The organism is Exiguobacterium sp. (genome assembly GCF_020832205.1).
Classification (GTDB): Bacteria; Bacillota; Bacilli; order Exiguobacteriales; family Exiguobacteriaceae; genus Exiguobacterium.
The window spans coordinates 44,098-61,750 of record NZ_JAFIFD010000020.1; the positions used below are offsets into that span (position 1 = coordinate 44,098).

Here is a 17,653-nt window from a genome sequence, read left to right on the forward strand (position 1 = left end):
CTGTTTCATGTACAATAGAATTAACTGAAAAAGAGCGCGGTCGCCGTGCTCTTTTTTACGGCGTAAAAGTGAATCGTCATTCATTCAAAAGGGGGATTACTATGGCAAACTTAGTCACGGCGTTACAAGGGGTAGTCGCCGAGCATCGCTCGAAGGCGGCCTACGTGTTCGGGGAAGACACGGTCAGTTATGAACAGTTTTTCGGGCAAGTGCGGGCGATGGCGTCGACGCTTGAAGCGAAAGGCGTCAACAAAGGAGATCACGTCGCACTCGTTCTCGGTAACAGTCCGGCATTTCTCATTTCTTACTTCGCGGTGCTCGCGCGAGGCGGCGTCGTCATCCCGATCAACCCTACATATACGCCAGATGAGATGGCCTATATTCTGCTCGACGGGGATGTGAAGGCCATCGTCGCCTTGTCACCGCTCGTCGCTCAAGCGAAAGGGGCGCTGACGCAACTGCCGCAGTTGAAACTGGTCATCTCGGTCCCGTACGCGGACGTGCCGGCTGAAACAGAAAGCGGCGCGATTGAGTTCTTACCGTTCGCCGACTCGCTTTCGGCGCTCGAAGGGGAGCTCGTCGAAGTCGATGAGGAAGAAGTCGCTGTCATCTTATACACGAGCGGGACGACCGGAAAACCAAAAGGGGCGCTGCTCACACATCGGAACTTGTTTTCGAACGCACAGTCGATCGGGGAATATCTTGAAATCACACCGGACGACAAGGCGCTCGCGGCGTTGCCGATGTTCCACGTCTTCTGTTTGACCGTCATCGTCAACGCACCGCTCTTGCGCGGGGCGACGATCGTCATCTTACCGAAGTTCTCGCCGCAGGACGTCTTCGACCTCGTCCCGAGACATCGCGTCAGTATTTTCGCCGGCGTGCCGACGATGTACAATTTCTTGCTGCAAACGGCGATGAAAGTCCCGGCCAATGCGTCCGCGCTCAAACACGTCCGCGTCTTCGTGTCAGGCGGAGCGAGTTTGCCGGTGCAGCTGCTCGAATCGTTTGAGCAGAAGTTTGAATGTAAGATCCTTGAAGGGTATGGGTTGTCAGAAGCCTCGCCGGTCACATGCTTCAACCCGCTCCACGGGGAACGGAAAGCCGGGTCGATCGGTCCATCGATCGTGCACGTCGAAAACAAAGTCGTCGACGAGCTCGGGGAAGAAGTGGGCGTCGGCGAGGTCGGTGAACTGATCGTCCGCGGTCCGAACGTCATGAAAGGGTATTATAAGCTGCCGGAAGAGACGTCGATGACGCTTCGGGACGGATGGCTTTATACGGGCGATTTGGCGAAGCGGGACGAGGACGGGTATTTCTACATCGTCGACCGGAAAAAAGATATGGTCATCGTCGGCGGTTACAACGTCTATCCGCGAGAAGTCGAGGAAGTGCTCTATCAACATCCGGGAATCGTCGAAGCGGCCGTCATCGGGGTGCCGGACGCTGAACAAGGCGAGGCGGTCAAGGCGTTCGTCGTCACGCGCGACAACATAACGACAGACGATATCCGCGCGTTCGTGGCGACGAAGCTTGCGAAGTATAAACAACCGACGTATATCGAGTTGATCGACGAACTGCCGCGTAACACGACCGGAAAGATTTTACGGACGGTCTTGAAGAGCGAGGCGTTCCAAAATAGTTGACGGAGGAGAGCGACACAAAGTTGTCGCTCTTTTTCATCGCAATCGTTTGACACTATTACGGGGTAGGGGTATATTGGTGGTGAGGTGATAACCATGGAGGAATACATGCATGAACAACCGCTCGTTCCACGCGACGATGCCGAGCGCGAAGCACTCAGCAAACGTCTGCGCCGGATCGAAGGACAAGTCCGCGGCATTCAAAAGATGGTCGAGAGCGACCGTTACTGCGTCGATATATTGACACAGACGTCGGCGATTCAGGCGGCGCTCAAACAAGTCGAGCTGCAACTGCTCGAACGTCATATGCGCAAATGTTTGGTTCACGCGAGCGAGACGGAAGATATGGATCCGTACATTGACGAATTGATGACAATCGTCAGCCGGATTAAAAAGTAAGGAGGTCGAGCGATGAAAACCGTCGAACTGTCGATTCAAGGAATGACATGCGCCGCATGCTCGGCCCGAATCGAAAAAGTATTAAATAAAATGGATGGGGTCGAAGCGACCGTCAATTTACCGCTCGAAACGGCGATGATCCGTGTCGAGGATGGCATCACGGAAGAAGAACTGATTGCCCGGATCGAGAAGATCGGTTACGGGGCGGAACGGAAAGTAGAGCTTACCAAGAAGCACGATTTGCGTCCGCTCGAACGAAAAGTACTCATCTCGTCCTTGTTATCGGCCCCGCTTTTACTCGTCATGATCACGCATATTCCAGGTTTCATGTTTCATGCAGATTGGCTCATGAACCCATGGTGGCAGTTTGCGCTCGCGACGCCGGTCCAATTTTGGATCGGGGCCCAGTTTTATCAAGGCGCGTATAAGAGTTTGAAGAGCGGCAGTGCCAATATGGACGTGCTCGTCGCGACCGGCACATCGGCCGCTTACTTCTATTCCGTATTCGAAATGCTCGTGCATCCGGCGCATCCGGCGCTCTATTTCGAGACGAGTGCGGTCCTCATCACACTCGTCCTCGTCGGGAAATGGCTGGAGGCGAGGGCAAAAGAGAAGACGACCGATGCGCTCAAGTCGCTGTTGTCTCTTCAGGCGAAAGAGGCGATCTTGTTCGTCGATGGAGAGGAGCGTTCGGTCGCGGTCGAGCTCGTCAACGTCGGGGATGTCCTCGTCGTCCGTCCGGGTGAGAAAGTGCCGGTCGATGGCCGCATCATCGAAGGCGAGACGATCGTCGACGAGTCCATGTTGACGGGAGAATCGATCCCTGCTGAAAAAGGCGTCGGTTTTGAGGTCGTCGGCGGGACGATCAACCGCTCGCACCGCGTCTTGATGACCGCCGAACGGGTCGGCAGTGAGACAATGCTCGCCCAAATCGTGCGAGTCGTCGAACAGGCACAGACGGATAAAGCGCCGATCCAACGGCAAGCCGACCGTATCTCAGGCGTCTTCGTACCGATCGTCGTCGCCATCAGTGCGGTCACGTTTGCCGTCTGGGCGTTCGGCCTTGGCAACATGGATATGGCCATCCGGGCGTCGATTGCGGTACTCGTCATCGCCTGTCCGTGCGCGCTCGGCCTGGCAACACCGACCTCAATCATGGTCGGGACCGGCCGTGCCGCCGAACAAGGTGTCCTCTTTAAAGGTGGCGGCCAGCTCGAGTCGTTGAACGGGGCGGACATCATCGTCTTTGACAAGACCGGAACGCTCACGAACGGTACACCCGAAGTCGTCACGACGTTCGGGGACGAGTCGTATTTACGTCAAGCCGTCATGGCTGAGCGTCAGTCGACCCATCCGCTCGCTGAAGCGATCGGAAAACTCGACGGAAACGGTCACGTTGAGCAGGTCGAGGAGCTCGCTGGCCGAGGATTGAAAGCGGTCGTCGATGGGAATGAGCTTCTTATCGGGTCCGTCCGAATGATGCAGGAATCAGGATTTCGGTTACCGGATTGGGACATGGAGGCGATGACGCCCGTATACGTGGCGGACGCTTCCGGTATTAAAGCTGTGTTTGGGCTGAAAGACCGCTTGAAAGAAGGCAGTCGGGACGTCGTCCGTCAACTCGCGAAAACACGTCACGTCTACGTCTTGACAGGCGACCGCCGAGAAGTCGCCATGGATGTCGCCCGAGAGCTCGGTATCCCCGAGGCGAACGTCATCGCGGAAGTATTGCCGGTTGAAAAAGCCGATCATATCGAGGCGCTCAAACAGAAAGGGCGTGTCGCGATGGTCGGTGACGGCATGAACGACGCACCGGCGCTCGCGGTCGCTGATGTCGGCATCGCCTTCGGCAGCGGGACGGATGTGGCGCTTGAAGCGGCCGATGTGACCGTGATGGGGAAAGATGTAATCGGCGTGACGCGTGCGCTCGAGATGAGCCGGCTGACGATGAAGAACATCCGCCAAAACTTGTTTTGGGCACTCGCCTACAACAGTCTCGGGATCCCAGTCGCGGCGGCAGGATTGCTCGCCCCATGGATTGCCGGGGCGGCGATGGCGTTCAGTTCGGTGTCAGTCGTCTTGAACGCGTTACGATTAAAAACTCAAGGAGGAACGAACTCATGAACGAGACAGTATTGAAAGTAGAAGGTATGACGTGCAATCATTGCAAGGCGGCGGTCGAAGGGGCGTTGGCCGAGCTTGAAGGCGTCGAGTCAGCTATCGTATCGTTGCAAGACCACCGCGTCGATGTGATCCACAACGACAAAGTGTCGGTGAAAACGATGATCGAAGCGATTGAAGAGCAAGGTTATGACGTAAACGCATGAACCGTTGTCCCGCCCTCGAGGCGGGACTTTTTTTGCATTGGGCAAGACGAGGGAAATGTGCTATATTGGAGGTGATAATGAGAATCGGTATCAGTGGGAAGGTGGATGGTGATGGAACTCGTCATGATTAGCGGTGTGGTGGCGCTCCTGAGCGGGGGCACGGCTTTCCTTGCCCAAAAGTTGCGGGAGCAGACGTCCCGATGAAGAGGGGAAACCCTCTTTTTTTGCGGGCTTGTCGCACATTACAACGGCTTTTTGCGAGGATATTCCCATCATTCGCCCATAAATGTTTGATATGATATGTAAAAACGTTGCAGGAGTGAATCGGATGTACACAATCTACTTAGTCGACGATGAAATCAACTTGAATAAAATGCTCGTCACATATTTAGAACAGGAAGGATATCGGGTCCGGTCATTCACTGACGGGGTCTCGGCGCAGGCTGCGATCAAAGATGAACCGGATCTCTGGGTACTCGATATCATGTTGCCGGACCTAGACGGCTTCCAGCTGTTGAAACAAATCAAAGCGACAAACGCCAACACGCCGACGATTTTCATTTCGGCACGCGATGAGGATATCGATAAAATCATCGGGCTTGAGATGGGGTCTGATGACTACATCGCCAAGCCGTTTTTGCCGCGCGAGCTCGTCATCCGGGTCAAAAAGTTGATTGACCGCGTCTACGGATCGAAGTCGAACGAACATATCGATTACGGCGAGTATACGATTTATCCGGACAAGCGCCTCATCAAGCATGAAGACGAAGAAATCGATTTGACGTCGAAAGAGTTCGATTTGTTGCTCCTCTTTTTAGAGCACCCGGGTTCGGCGTTGTCGCGTGAACAGATTTTAGAAGGGGTTTGGGGACACGACTATTTCGGCTCCGACCGAGTCGTCGATGATTTGGTCCGCCGGCTCCGGAAGAAATTGCATCGGCTCGAACTTGAGACGCTCTATGGTGTCGGCTACCGACTCGTCAAGCCATGAAACTTGAGCAGTTCAAGCCGAAACGGCTCATGTGGAAGATTTGGGTGCTCATCCTGTTGATTATCGTCACGCTCGCGTTGATGATTTTGCTCACCGTCCGCTCGTCGATCGCCCAGTTCATTGATGAACAAGTATACGAGACGTTGCAAGACGTTGATTATTACCTTGGAAATACGAACGAGCTCGAGAACATTCCGCGTAACCCGATCGAGTATGACCGCCGTCAACAAGAGTCGCGTTCCGTCAACCAGCTCATTTTCTTGCCGAACGGACGGATCATTTACGGCTCGGCCCCGCTCGAGTTGACGAACCGGATGTACCGCGAAGCGATCGAGCAGACGGGGGAGGTCGAGAAATACCAGACGACGATTGACGGGGAAGACGTCTACTACATCATTCGTCAAAATGAGTATGATGGGACGATCATCTATCAGGCGTCATATGCATGGGATGCTTATCGCCGTGAGCTCGTCTCGACCCTATTTTGGCGCATCTCGATTTTGATCGGTGTGATCAGTCTGCTGTCGCTCATCCCGGCGCTTTGGATGTCACGAGAACTGACGAAGCCGATCGTCGAGATGGAACGGGCCGTTGAAAAAATCTCGAACCGGCAATGGGAGACGGTGTTGCCGCTCGCGCGTGAAGATGAGCTCGGGCAGTTGGCCCGGTCGATCGACGCGATGCGGAAAGAGCTTCAAGAGCAAGATTTGGCGCAACAGGCGTTGCTTCAAAACATCTCGCACGACTTGAAGACACCAATCATGGTCATCCGTGGTTACGCGCAGTCCATCGGGGACGGCATTTATCCGACCGGGGATTTGAAAGGGTCAGCTGAAGTCATCGACGAAGAAGCGTCCCGCCTCGAGAAGAAAGTCGTCGATTTGCTGTACGTCACGAAACTCGAGTATTTCAAAGGCCAGGAGATGCGTCTCGAGCCGATCAACCTCGATAAGCTTATGGAACTGCTCGTCGCACGCTTCAAACTGCGCGGCGACTTGGACTGGCGCATCACCGGTCACGCAGGTGAGATGTTAGGGGACGGCGAACAGATCCGTGTCGCCTTCGAGAACGTGCTTGATAACGCCCTCCGCTACGCCGAGTCGACGATTCAAATCGAACTCGAGCGCACGGACGCGGGAATCGGCGTCACGATTAAAAACGACGGTCCGCCTGTCGACGAAAACTTGGACTTGTTCCATCAGTTCTCCCGAGGGAAACAAGGAAAATTCGGTCTCGGACTGTTTATCGTCCAACGCATCGTGACGCTCCATCAAGGAGAAGTCACGTTAGGAAATACTTCGAACGGAGTTGCTGTCCGATTCCGCTTCCCGCAGCAAAAATCGATCCAAAATTCAAATTTAGACGCTTGAATTTTTAAAAACCAGCCGAAATCGGCTGGTTTTTTAGTTGGGCAATTTGAAAACGCGATTTGCTGCTTCGGTTAGAACTTGGTATGAATAACGTGTAAGTCACAATAAACGGTATGGAGGATGAACAGATGACGCAGTTGACGAATGACACTAGAGCTTTGCTTCCGGTATTTAACGAATATGGGGAGGCGGAGACGCTCGTCTATCAGCCAGACGGAGTCCATCGGATGAAAGGTTCACCGATGCATTTGCTCGAGACGGCCTGTCTCTATTATGGGTCGAGCATCCAAGGACGAATTGAAGCGGCCCGGTACGTGCTCGGTCCGCATCGTAAGACGCCGGTCGTCATGGATTGGCACGCCGATGCCGTCTTTTTCCCGACGATCGCCAAAGAGAGTCCTGATTGTGCGTGGATCAACTTCCAACACGTCACCGACATCAAACGCTGTAAGGACGGGACACGCATCCAGTTCTTGACCGGCGAATCCGTGGAAGTCAATGTGTCCGACCATACCGTCTCGCGTCAAAAACAACGCTCGATTGAAATCTCCTATGCGTTCCAAAAACGTTTTCACAGCAGCACATTGAGCCGCACGTAAAGATTGAAATCAACAGTGAACCCCTCTATGATGAAGAAGAATAGTTCATATGTGTATTTGCACATCATCTGAAAGTGAGGGGTCATTATGTTTTTTCAAAAAATGATTGAGCGGGGAAAACTCGTTATCGTGTTTTTACTCGTCGCAATCATCGTAGGGGTGCTGACGTTCTTCCAACTGCCTAAGCGCGAAATACCGGAGACGAGCGTCAACATCGTGCTCATTCAAACCCCTTATCCGGGGGCGACTGCCGAGGCGGTCGAACGGAACGTCACGAACGTGCTCGAGAACGAGCTGAGAGGCGTCGAAGGTGTCGAGAACGTCACGTCGCTGTCAGCGTCCGAGTTCTCGAACATCACCGTCGAATATGAGGACGGTTTGAACAAAGCAGAACTGCAAGCGAACGTTCGCCAAGCCGTGTCCGATGCGGAGTCACGCTTGCCGGAAGAAGCGCTCCCGCCGACGATCAACGATTCGGTCGGACAACTGCCGGTCGCTTCCTATTTGTTGACAGCGGACGAACGTGAATCGTTCGAGACGGTCCGCGCGGACGTAGAACAGTTAGAAGAACGACTGCTCCGGACGGACGGAGTGACGGGCGTGACGATCAAAGGACTCCCGGAGACGGAGTTCGTCGTCTCGCTCGACTCAGAAGCGCTCGGGGAGCGTCAACTCGCATTCCCTGACGTGCTGACCGCAATTAACGAGGAGTATAAGACGACACCGCTCGGACGCCAATCGACCGAGGACGGCATTTACCAACTCGCGATCGACAGTTTGACGAACGTCAATGAGATGGGACAAGTCGTCGTCGGTGCGGTCGATGGGGAGCCGGTGTTGCTTGAAGACGTCGGTACGGTCGAAGAAGCACCGAAAACGGTCACGGATCTCGTCTCGCTCGATGGGAAACCGGCCGTCTCGCTCACGGTGACGATCGAGCCCGGCCAAGACATCCCGACGCTGCAAGGACGGGTCGATGAAGTCGTCGCGTCCGAAGTCGGAAATCTCGAAGGTGTCAATCTCGTCACGTACTATGACCAGGCGAAAGCCGTCGACGACATTTTCTCTTCGTTGACACGTGAGTTCATCATCGCCATGATTGCCGTCATCATCGTGACGACGATCGGTCTGACGTTCACAGGTTCACTCATCGTCAGTTTGGCGATCCCGCTCTCGTTTTTGATCGCCTTGATTCCGCTTCGCTTCACAGGAGTCGACTTGAACCAAATTTCAATCATCGGGGCCATCATCGCGCTCGGGATACTTGTCGATGACGCCATCGTCGTCAACGACAACATTTTACGCCGCTACCGCAGAGGCGATTCGGCGATGATCGGTGCCGTTCGCGGGACGAAAGAAGTGTGGGGCTCGATCGTCACGTCGACGCTCGCCGTCGTCTTCGCGTTCTTGCCGCTCACGTTACTTTCAGGGGCGAACGGGAACTTCATCCGTGCCCTTCCGACCGTACTCGCCTTGTCGGTGCTCGCGTCGATGGTCATCAGTTTGACGCTCGTCCCGATCGCTCAATACTGGTTGAACCGGAAGCGCGTCCGTGTCTCGAAACGAGAGCCGGGATGGCTGGGCGGCCCGCTCAACCGTCTCAGCAACTTTTATGCGGACAAGCTCCTCCCGGTCGTCGCCAAACGTCCTTGGACGTTCGGGCTCGTCGGATTTGCCATCACGACGGCACTGTATGGTCTCATCTTGTTGACGCCGTTTGAATTCTTCCCGGCTGCGAACCGGCCCGAGGTCGTGACGAGTGTCACGTTCCCGGTCCAGACGAACCTTGAAGAGACGGAACGTCGTTTGCAACAGATGGAAGCTGAGTTCCAAGACATCGACGGTGTCGTCGAAACGTCGGTCTTCGCAGGAGGCGGATTGCCGAGCCTCTTCACAGGAGGCCTCGATCAGTCCGGGGACAATACCGGCCAAGTCATCGTTCGGGTCGACAACGATCAAATCGATGCGATCCAGCTGATTGATCGTTATACGACACAGTTGCGAGAAAACTATCCGGATGCTGAGATTTTCTTAGACACACAGCAGCAAGGACCACCGACTTCGGCCCCAGTCGAGTTCACGATGCGCGGAGAGACGATTGACCAACTCGTCAACGCCCGGGATACGGTGAAGGCAGAACTCGAGGCGATCGACGGTGCGCTCGTGCTCGATAACATTAAAGAGCCGTTCCAGACGCTCACGTATGAGCTAGACCGTGAAGCGATGGCCGCGGCCGGTGTGACGGCGAAGGCGATCAGCGATCAAATTCGTCTCGTCACAGACGGTGTCCCGATCGGCACGTTCGATGACGGCATCGAGCAACGCGACGTGAAAATCGTCATCGATGCCGAAGCGAACCGTGAAGCGCTCGCATTAGATGAGATTCTCGTTCCGGTCGAAACGGAGGCAGGTCCTCCGGTCGCGCCGCTCAGTACGTTCGTCACGGAGACGACGACCGAGCAGATCCAGCAAATTCCGCGCGAGAACGGAGAGCGGACCGTCACGCTTCAAATCTATCCAACGGAAGGAATGGATGAAGAAGCGTTCAAGCAAGACGTCGATCGGGTGCTAGAAGATGCACAGGCCGGATTGACGGACGACGGCGTCTCGTTCGCCCAAACCGGGTCGAGCGATACCCAGAACGAGTTCTTCCTTGAACTCGCCACACTGTTCATCGTCGTCTTGTTCTTGATTTTCTTGATTATCGCGTTCCAGTTCAATTCGTTGTCGCTTCCGCTCCTCGTCTTGTTCACGATTTACTTGGCCATCGCCGGTGCGGTCGTCGGCTTGTTCGTCACGCAGACGCCGTTCAGTTTCATGGCGTCGATGGGGATGGTCTCGCTCGCCGGGATCGTCGTCCGTAATGCCGTCGTCTTGTTCGAGTTCATCGAACAGGGCATTCGCCAAGGCATGGCGGTCACAACGGCCGTCTATGAGGCCGGGCGCGCAAGGATCCGTCCGATTTTACTGACGGCACTCACGGCGGTCGTCGCGCTCTTGCCGGTCGCTCTCGGAGAAGACCCGCTCTTTAAGCCGCTTGCGATCGGTATCGTGTCGGGTATCTTGTTCTCGACCGTGCTTACGCTCGTGCTTGTGCCGGCGTACTACTTGATTTTGGCGAAACGTCGCCACCGTGACAAACCGTTCACGGACTGATAGGGGAGGACCGGTCGTCATGCCGGTCCTTTTTTTGTTGCCCGAGTCGAGTGACGCCGAGAAGGGATGTTTTTTGGAGATGCTCTATGGGTATAATAAGAGAAGGACTTCACAATATTGGAGGGAATCAACGATGAATGATTCGTATACATGGTTAAATCGCCGGACGATTCGCCCGGCCTATAGTGCAACTGGCGGTCGCGCTTGGACGAGTGAGCGTGTCGTCCGACCTGATGCGGCGCGCGGCAAGACGGTCCGTGGGGTGAAACGAGTTCGCCGTCCTTACACGGACGAGCATGGCAACCGCCGCTATACGACGGGACGGGTCGTCGTCACCGATGCGGCCCGCAAAGCACGGGCGCACGGCCACGGGGAATCGGCCGTCCATCTCGAGTTGTCGATGCCGACACCGTATGAGCGGGTGAAAGAGATGATCCCGACGAAGAAAGTACTCGTTCCGGTTATGGCCGGAATCGCGGTCGCCGGCGGGATTGCCGGTGCGATTTATGCGCTCCGGAAGAAAAAACAAAACAAGAAAAAATAAAAAAATCGCCCGGATGGGGCGATTTTTTTATTTGAGTCGGTCGGCGAGGATGCGGTTCAGTTCACGTTCACCGAGTTCACGCATCTCGTCTTCGTTTTCTTCATCGTATGCGTCGTCCGTGAAACGGCCGACGAATTCGACTTTCCCGTTCCCGAGTTCGCGGAAGACGAGGTTTTTGCGGTCGTTATAAAAGACGACCCGATATTCCCGTCCGTTCTCATGCATATAGTTGAACACGCCTTTAATGTGGTCCATGTTCTTTTCTTCGGGTTGATCCTCTTCTTCGTCCTCATCGAGTGCATCGGCGAGGACAGCCGTAGGCTCGACTTCTTCCGTTTCTTCCTCAGAGGAAACGGCTTCTTTTTTCTCTTCTTCTGTCATGACAACGACCTCCTTTACTTACTTTCTTATCATACCCGCTTTTTGAAAGGCTGACTACTCAAAATGGTGCGAGCAGACGCGGACGACGTTTGACGACGACATGATCAATCGATGGAACAACTGGCGTTTCACCGCTTCCGGTGCATCGACCGTCTTCAGCGCCTGCTCCATGCAGCCGAGCCAATGTCCGGCGTGTGTCTCAGAAATCGGATGGTCCCGATGGATCATCGCCAAGTTGCCGCCGCCGCGCCGTTCCGTATACAGCTTCGGTCCTCCGAGCAGCTGTGTCAAAAATTCAAACTGATGTTGTTTTACCCGCTCTTTGTCATCTGGAAACAGCGGCAATAATACCGGGTCGGCGTAGACGAGATTGTAAAACGCGTCCACGAGTTGCGAGACGCCGCGTTCACCGCCGAATTGTTCGTATGCACTCATTGCTCATCCCCCTCATACGTCTAGTCTAATCGAAACAAGCATTAAATGGGACTGAGAAGGGTTGGCTATTTTTCTTCTAAGGTATAGAGGAGGTTTCCCTCTACAAACAGATGTGGATGCGTCATAATAAAGAAAAAAGGGAAGGGGTGTTCGCCTAAATGACGGTCACTTTTCACGTCGGACGTTCGGGGAGCGGCAAGAGCGAATGGATGATCGGCCGTATCATCGAAGAGCTGAAGCGCGACCCGAGCGGACCGACCATCTATTTGTTGGTCCCGGACCAAATGTCATTTGAAATGGAACGAAAGATGGCGATGACCGACGGCTTGACCGGGTCGACCCGGGTACAAGTCCTGTCGATGCGCCGTCTCGCGTTTTTAATGATGCGTGATCACGGCATTTCCACCGAGCAATTTTTAGACCAGACAGGGACGCACTTGTTGTTGCGTCGGGTCGTCGAGATGAATGAGGAGCGGCTGACGCTGTTCCGGCGGACGATGAATCAATATGGCTTTTATGAAGAGTTGAATGATTTGATCACGATGTTGAAGCGGGGGTTGGTCGACCCGGAACAATTGCTTCGGTTGAGCGAGCAAGACAAGCACCGCGCGTTAAAGCTCCAAGACTTATCGATTCTGTATGAAGGGTTTTTGTCGATGACTTCCGGCAAAGCGCTCCATGCCGAGGACTACTTCAATGTCATGCTCGAGCTATTGCCGGAAGTCGATTTGGCGGGAACTGAATTTTACGTCGATGGGTTCAACGAGTTTTCCGAGCAAGAACTCGCCGTCCTCACCGCTTTGGCGGAGAAAGCCCCGCTCTCCGTGTTGTTGACGATCGACCCGGACTCGCTCTATCGTCCACACCCGCTCTTTGGACCGACACAACGGACGATTATGCGGTTTAAAGAGTTGCTCGCAGAACGGCAAATCAGCTCGACTGATGTGCCGCACGACGGAGTGCGCCGGTTCACACACGCGAGCCTCGCTTACCTCGAGGCGACGTTTGGCCAAGTGGCGGCGGCACCGTACACACGCGAGGAAAATCACGTCACACTCGAAGCAGCCGTCGACCGGTCCGTCGAAGTCGAGGCGGCGGTACGAGAAGTGATGCGGCTCGTTCGGGAAGAGAATTTTCGTTATCGGGACATCGCGTTCGTGTCGCGTTCGCTCGAAGAATACGGCGACTTGGCTTCACAAGCCCTTCAGAAAGCGGCGTTGCCGTTCTTCCTGGATGAACGGCAACCGATGCTCGATCATCCTGTCGTCGAACTGTTGAAAGCGACGATCGAAGTCGCCTTGCGCGGATACCGGGAAGAGCCGGTGTTTCGGGCACTGAAAACCGAGCTCATCTTGCTCGACGCTGAGCATCGCCGCACGTCTGTCGACCGGCTCGAGGCGTTCGTCATCGAGCGCGGCGTCAAACATTACCACTGGCACGATGACTGGCAACTGAAACGACGGGCCGAGGACGAGGCGAAGCTGACGGGGGAAGAACTTGACCTTGAGGCGTCGCTCAATCGCTATCGCCAGACGGTCGTCGAAACGTTCGACCCGTTGCTTGACGATTTGAAAGCGGCGAAGACGATGCAAGCGTACACGCATGCGATTTATCACTTCTTAGAGCGGATCGATGTCGCGTCGTGCTTAGCCTATTGGCGCGAAGAAGCGCTCGAAGAGGCAAGGCTGCTCGAAGCGCGTGAACATACGCAAGTGTGGGATGCGGTGCTCCATTTACTCGAACAACTCGAGGCGGCGGCACCGGAAGAGACGCTGTCGACCGAGCTGTTCCTACAAATGATGGACACGGGGCTCGACAGTCTTCGCTACGCGCTCGTCCCGCCTTCTCTCGATCAATTGACGGTGACCGACTACGTGCGGGGACGCTTGATCGATAAGAAAGTCGTCTTCTTACTCGGCGCGAACGAAGACCAAATCCCGCTCGTCGCGACGCAGTCCAAGCTGTTGACCGACCACGATCTCGACTTTATGCATGAGAACGGGGTCCGGGCCGGCAAGGCGACGGAGCATTTGTTTGACGATGAGACGTACTACCTGTATAAAGCGTTGACAGCACCGAGCCATCGGTTATACGTGAGCTATGCTTTGGTCGACCGGAGCGGGAAAGCGATTCAACCAGCCGGTTTCGTCGCTGACTTGAAAGTGAAACTCTTGAACGGGAAGCCGGTCAAGACGCATTTCGCGGAGGCGGGGGAGCATCGTCCGGCGGAACAGCTCCGTTTCATCACGAACGTCAACCAGACGGCTGCGGTGACAGCGCTCGAACTCCAACGACTGAGCCGGCACTATCCGATTCAAGACACGTGGTTCGCCGTCTACAACGAACTGTTGCGGCATCCTGAAGGCCGTGAACGGATTCGCCTGTTGACGAGCGCCTTGTTTTATCAAAACGTGCCCGATCCGTTGTCGAAAGACGTTGCCAAATCGCTTTACACGAACTCGATTCGAGCGAGCGTCTCCCGCTTGGAGACGTTTCAGGCATGTCCGTTCCGTCACTTCGCGAGCTACGGGTTGCGCTTGAAAGAACGCCGCCTGTACCGGTTAGAGGCGCCGGATATCGGTAACTTGTACCACCGGACGATCGAGCATATGTCCCAGACGGTGAAGATGGACGGGAAAGAATGGCGTGACGTCAACCGTGATGAGTGTGCGGCACTCGCCGAATCGGCCGTCGAGCTTGTCACGCCAGAGATTCAACATGCGATTTTGATGAGTTCAAACCGCTATGGCTACTTGAAGAAAAAACTGACGGACGTCGTCAGTAAGACGGCGGAAGTATTGATTGAACAGTCGAAACGAGACGGGTTCGATCCGATCGCGTTCGAGCTTGCGTTTGGCAGCGGTAATTTCCCGCCGGTGTCGTTCACACTCAGCAACGGGGCGACGTGCGAACTCGTCGGCCGGATTGACCGGGTCGATACGGCACAGGTCCATGATCAGCTCTATGTCCGCATCGTCGACTACAAGTCGAGCAAACGCGACATCGACTTCGCTGAAATATACTACGGACTGGCGATGCAGATGCTCATCTATTTGAAAGTGTTGATCGAGCAGGCGGACGCTTGGACGAAAGAAAACGTCGCTCCAGCGGCGGCCCTTTATTTCCACGTCCACCGTCCGCTCGTGACGCCGGCCGAAACGGACGCCGAGACGGAGCGGAAAGTGCTCGAGTCGTATCAGATGCAAGGCTTGCTCGTCGATGACCCGGAAGTGCTCGGCGTCATGGACCGGACGGCGAAAGGCGACACGAAAAAGTCGATCGTCATCCCGGTCAAATATAAAAAAGACGGGACGATCGATTCGAACACGGCGAAAAAAGTCGTCACTCCGCCGCAGCTCGAACAGCTGATGGATCATGCGATCGATGTCGCCGAGACGAGTGCCGAGGCGATGTACGACGGAGCCATCGGCGTCGAACCGTATGAGTACAAGGAGCGCCGGCCGTGCCAAACGTGCCCGTACCAAAGTGTCTGTCACTTTGACGAGGCGCTCGCCAATGCGCCGCGACAGCTGAAGAAGTTAGAGAAAGATGACGTCTTGTCAAGATTAGGAGGGGACGCTAGTGAAGTGGACGAATGATCAACAAGCCGCCATCGAGGCGAGAGGTTCACACGTGCTCGTCTCGGCGGCCGCCGGTTCAGGGAAGACGGCGGTTCTCGTCGAACGACTCGCCAGCCGTTTGCTCGATGAGAACGATGACTTGACGGCGGACCGGATGCTCGTCGTCACGTTCACGAACGCGGCAGCGGCCGAAATGAAGCGCCGGATCGCCAAAGCGCTCGACGGGGCGTTACGGGACGACCCCGACAACGACTATTTCCGGCGGCAACGTCAAATGCTCAATCGGGCACTCATCACGACGATCCACTCGTTCTGTTTAGAAGTGATCCGTGAGAACTATTACTTGCTTGACCTTGATCCGGCGTTCAAGATCGCCGAGGAACGCGATTTGGTGTTGCTTCAAGACGATGTCCTCGAAGAAGTGATCGAAGATGAATACGGGAAGCAAGACAGTGCCTTTTTCGCCCTCGTCGACGCGTACACGTCAGACCGGGGAGACAGTGAGATCGAGGAACTCATCCTCGGACTGTATCATTACGCCCGGACGCTCCCGGACCCGGAAGCGTATTTAGACGAACTGACTGCGCTTTATCGTTTTGAAGGGGACCCGGACGAGGAACCACTCTTGATCGAGTTCGGTCGCGTCTTGTTCACGGATATCGAGCGGGCGCTCCGGCGTTTGCGCCGTGTCGGCATCGAGCTTCGGCTCGCCGGGTACGAGGCGCAAGCCGAGAACGTCTTGACCGCCATCGCCCCGTTCGAACATATCGAGGCCGAGTCGCTCACGTGGAGTGAGCTTGAGACGGCCGCCCGTGCCGTCAAGTTCGGATCGATGAAACCGGTCAAACGACTAGACGAGCATCACATTTACCACACGGTGTTGAAACCGGCGTACGACCAGGCTAAGAAAAAATTGACCGACGCGCTTGGCCAGGCGAGCGTGAGCGGGGCCGATCATCTCGAAGCGCTCGTGTCACAGCGACCGCTCGTCGAGACGCTCGTCCGGACGGTCCGGACGTTCGCAACCGCCTACGAACAGGCGAAGCGGGACCGGGCGTTCGTCGACTTCAGTGATCTCGAGCATTACGCCCTTGCCATCTTGCGGGAAGGCGAGGGACCGTCGTCGGTCGCATCGCTTTATAAGCAGCGGTTTGCCGAAGTGCTCGTCGATGAGTATCAAGACACGAACGAGATTCAAGAGACGATCATCGGCCTCGTCAGCAACGAGTCCGAACACGTCGGCAACTTGTTCATGGTCGGGGACATCAAACAGTCGATTTATCGGTTCAGACACGCCGAACCACGACTGTTCATCGACAAAGCGACACGTTTCAAGCAACCCGACTCCGGTCAACGCATCGATTTGTCGCAGAATTTCCGTAGCCGGGCCGAGGTGCTCCACGGCATCAACGACTTGTTCGTCCAATTGATGGACGAGGAGGTCGGCGAAATCGAATACGATGAGGCGGCTCGGCTCGTCCCTGGCCGTGACTACGAAGAGCTCGAAGCGAACCCGGAGCTCATCCTCGTCAACGGTCAGAGCCGTGAGCTGTCGAAACAAGAACTCGAAGGCCGAGCCATCGCGACGCGAATTTTGGAACTCGTCTCCGGGGAAGAACCGTTCAAAGTGACGGATGATGAGACCGGGTTGCTCCGGTCTTGCGAATACCGCGATATCGTCATTTTGGTCCGATCGAAGAAAGAACGGGTCGAGCAACTGATGGACATCTTGACGCAATATAACATCCCGGCTTATACCGATTCTGACGGCGGGTATTTCCAAGCGACGGAGATTCGGATGATGCTGTCCGTCCTTAAACTGATCGATAATCCGTTGCAAGATATCCCGCTCGCCGGGGCGCTCCGTTCCCCGATGTTCGGCTTCACGGATGAAGACTTGGCCAAGATTCGGCTCGAGTCGGAAGATTCGTTCTATGACGCGCTTAAGATGAAAGCGGACGAAGAAGACGAACTCGGTTTAAAGTGCGGGACCGTGCTCGATCAACTGTCGGCGTGGCGCACGTTCGCCCGCAATCATAGTTTGTCGGAACTGATCCAACAAGTGTTCAACGATACCGGTTTTTATGATTTTGCCGGGGGTCTTCCGGGCGGGAAAGGACGCCAAGAAAACTTGAAGGCACTCTACGACCGGGCCTTGTCGTATGAACGGAGCGGTTATCGCGGCTTGTATCGCTTCTTGCGGGTGATGGACCGGCTGCAAGACAAC

At 55.3% G+C, this 17,653-nt stretch carries 13 protein-coding genes; 11 read left to right on the forward strand and 2 right to left on the reverse strand.

Translation table 11 applies throughout. The features are described 5' to 3' along the window. Nucleotides 1-101: 101 nt before the first annotated feature. From JJU47_RS04850 to JJU47_RS04890, 9 genes are all read left to right on the forward strand, one after another. The gene (locus JJU47_RS04850; RefSeq protein ID WP_228616674.1) at nt 102-1,646 is read left to right on the forward strand and encodes a long-chain-fatty-acid--CoA ligase; all 1,545 of its coding nucleotides are present in this window, start codon (nt 102-104) and stop codon (nt 1,644-1,646) included. A 93-nt stretch (nt 1,647-1,739) separates the two neighbouring features. After that, on the forward strand, nt 1,740-2,042 hold the full coding sequence (locus JJU47_RS04855; RefSeq protein WP_228616676.1) for a metal-sensitive transcriptional regulator: 303 nt from the start codon (nt 1,740-1,742) through the stop codon (nt 2,040-2,042). Between the two features lie 12 nt (nt 2,043-2,054). Beyond that, nucleotides 2,055-4,166 (forward strand): heavy metal translocating P-type ATPase, encoded by a 2,112-nt coding sequence (locus tag JJU47_RS04860; RefSeq protein ID WP_228616678.1) that lies wholly within the window; start codon nt 2,055-2,057, stop codon nt 4,164-4,166. Next, on the forward strand, nt 4,163-4,369 hold the full coding sequence (copZ, locus tag JJU47_RS04865; RefSeq protein WP_228616680.1) for a copper chaperone CopZ: 207 nt from the start codon (nt 4,163-4,165) through the stop codon (nt 4,367-4,369). The genes JJU47_RS04860 and copZ overlap by 4 nt, the downstream gene beginning before the upstream one ends. A gap of 328 nt (nt 4,370-4,697) precedes the next feature. Continuing rightward, nucleotides 4,698-5,360: a response regulator transcription factor gene (locus JJU47_RS04870; protein WP_228616682.1), complete on the forward strand. Its 663-nt coding sequence runs from the start codon at nt 4,698-4,700 to the stop codon at nt 5,358-5,360. Next, a complete protein-coding gene (locus JJU47_RS04875) occupies nt 5,357-6,730 on the forward strand; it encodes a sensor histidine kinase (protein WP_228616684.1) in 1,374 nt (457 codons plus the stop codon). Before JJU47_RS04870 ends, JJU47_RS04875 begins: the two co-directional genes overlap by 4 nt. A gap of 128 nt (nt 6,731-6,858) precedes the next feature. Beyond that, nucleotides 6,859-7,329 (forward strand): competence protein ComK, encoded by a 471-nt coding sequence (locus JJU47_RS04880; protein ID WP_228616686.1) that lies wholly within the window; start codon nt 6,859-6,861, stop codon nt 7,327-7,329. Between the two features lie 87 nt (nt 7,330-7,416). Then, complete coding sequence (locus tag JJU47_RS04885) at nt 7,417-10,485, forward strand: efflux RND transporter permease subunit (RefSeq protein ID WP_228616688.1); 3,069 nt, start codon at nt 7,417-7,419, stop codon at nt 10,483-10,485. A 133-nt stretch (nt 10,486-10,618) separates the two neighbouring features. Further along, entirely contained in the window at nt 10,619-11,029 is a 411-nt protein-coding gene (locus JJU47_RS04890; protein ID WP_228616690.1) for a hypothetical protein, read from the forward strand. A gap of 27 nt (nt 11,030-11,056) precedes the next feature. On the opposite strand, the gene JJU47_RS04895 is transcribed toward JJU47_RS04890, so the two are convergent. Together JJU47_RS04895 and JJU47_RS04900 are read right to left on the reverse strand one after the other, a co-directional pair. Continuing rightward, nucleotides 11,057-11,410, reverse strand: a complete 354-nt coding sequence (locus JJU47_RS04895) for a hypothetical protein (RefSeq protein WP_024371816.1) — start codon at nt 11,408-11,410, stop codon at nt 11,057-11,059. Nucleotides 11,411-11,464: 54 nt separating this feature from the next. Further along, nucleotides 11,465-11,845, reverse strand: coding sequence for a truncated hemoglobin (locus JJU47_RS04900; protein ID WP_228616692.1), 381 nt, complete (start codon nt 11,843-11,845; stop codon nt 11,465-11,467). A 158-nt stretch (nt 11,846-12,003) separates the two neighbouring features. Here JJU47_RS04900 and addB point away from each other — a divergent pair, with 158 nt between their 5' ends. Then, nucleotides 12,004-15,444 carry a helicase-exonuclease AddAB subunit AddB gene (addB, locus tag JJU47_RS04905; RefSeq protein ID WP_228616694.1) on the forward strand — a complete coding sequence of 1,147 codons (3,441 nt, stop codon included), beginning with the start codon at nt 12,004-12,006 and terminating at the stop codon, nt 15,442-15,444. After that, nucleotides 15,428-17,653: helicase-exonuclease AddAB subunit AddA (gene addA / locus JJU47_RS04910; RefSeq protein ID WP_228616696.1), on the forward strand; the 2,226-nt coding region annotated here is incomplete at its 3' end. The genes addB and addA, both read left to right, overlap by 17 nt.

Excerpts from the sequence above, each read along its gene's own strand:
- JJU47_RS04850 (WP_228616674.1), top strand. The coding sequence starts at position 102 with ATGGCAAACTTAGTCACGGCGTTACAAGGGGTAGTCGCCGAGCATCGC.
- JJU47_RS04855 (WP_228616676.1), top strand. The coding sequence starts at position 1,740 with ATGGAGGAATACATGCATGAACAACCGCTCGTTCCACGCGACGATGCC.
- JJU47_RS04860 (WP_228616678.1), top strand. The coding sequence starts at position 2,055 with ATGAAAACCGTCGAACTGTCGATTCAAGGAATGACATGCGCCGCATGC.
- copZ (WP_228616680.1), top strand. The coding sequence starts at position 4,163 with ATGAACGAGACAGTATTGAAAGTAGAAGGTATGACGTGCAATCATTGC.
- JJU47_RS04870 (WP_228616682.1), top strand. The coding sequence starts at position 4,698 with ATGTACACAATCTACTTAGTCGACGATGAAATCAACTTGAATAAAATG.
- JJU47_RS04875 (WP_228616684.1), top strand. The coding sequence starts at position 5,357 with ATGAAACTTGAGCAGTTCAAGCCGAAACGGCTCATGTGGAAGATTTGG.
- JJU47_RS04880 (WP_228616686.1), top strand. The coding sequence starts at position 6,859 with ATGACGCAGTTGACGAATGACACTAGAGCTTTGCTTCCGGTATTTAAC.
- JJU47_RS04885 (WP_228616688.1), top strand. The coding sequence starts at position 7,417 with ATGTTTTTTCAAAAAATGATTGAGCGGGGAAAACTCGTTATCGTGTTT.
- JJU47_RS04890 (WP_228616690.1), top strand. The coding sequence starts at position 10,619 with ATGAATGATTCGTATACATGGTTAAATCGCCGGACGATTCGCCCGGCC.
- JJU47_RS04895 (WP_024371816.1), bottom strand. The coding sequence starts at position 11,410 with ATGACAGAAGAAGAGAAAAAAGAAGCCGTTTCCTCTGAGGAAGAAACG.
- JJU47_RS04900 (WP_228616692.1), bottom strand. The coding sequence starts at position 11,845 with ATGAGTGCATACGAACAATTCGGCGGTGAACGCGGCGTCTCGCAACTC.
- addB (WP_228616694.1), top strand. The coding sequence starts at position 12,004 with ATGACGGTCACTTTTCACGTCGGACGTTCGGGGAGCGGCAAGAGCGAA.